The sequence below is a fragment of the Shewanella sp. 10N.286.45.A1 genome (assembly GCF_041470405.1).
Classification (GTDB): domain Bacteria; phylum Pseudomonadota; class Gammaproteobacteria; order Enterobacterales; family Shewanellaceae; genus Shewanella.
In genome coordinates this window covers 1-420 of record NZ_JBFRMK010000374.1, presented here as the reverse complement: position 1 = coordinate 420, position 420 = coordinate 1, and the positions used below count along the sequence as shown (strand labels likewise).

Genomic DNA, 420 nt, shown 5'->3' with positions numbered 1-420 from the left:
TATCGCCTTCACTGTATTCGGTAATCAATAGTCCACCAGGAGTGGCATCTGAAGAGCAAGCATCTTCACCCGGACAGCCAAAGCCTTTACTGGCCTCAATATCTGTGATCTGTCCTTTTACTTTTGAGCCAACTAAGACCCACTGATTGGTGCTTCCTGGGAAATCAGCTGTTATATCAGTAACACCAGTAGTAACGTTTGCCTTTCTGCGAAGTAAGGTATTAGAAGTTGTGAAATCTGGATTACTTCCGTCTGTCCAACCAGCGCTTCCAGGGTCTTCGCCGAATTTACCAAAGATATCTACAATGGCACCATCTTGGCTTAGGATTAACGTATCATTTCCTGTAAACCAAGTAATTCCTGTTGTTTCGACGTCTATCGCACTCTTTCTCGTTTTAAACCCATCGGTAGCGCCTGAGT

At 44.5% G+C, this 420-nt stretch carries 1 protein-coding gene; it reads right to left on the bottom strand.

The features are described from left to right. On the bottom strand, positions 1 to 420 hold a 420-nt coding region (locus AB4238_RS21480), incomplete at both ends, for a hypothetical protein (protein ID WP_372035570.1).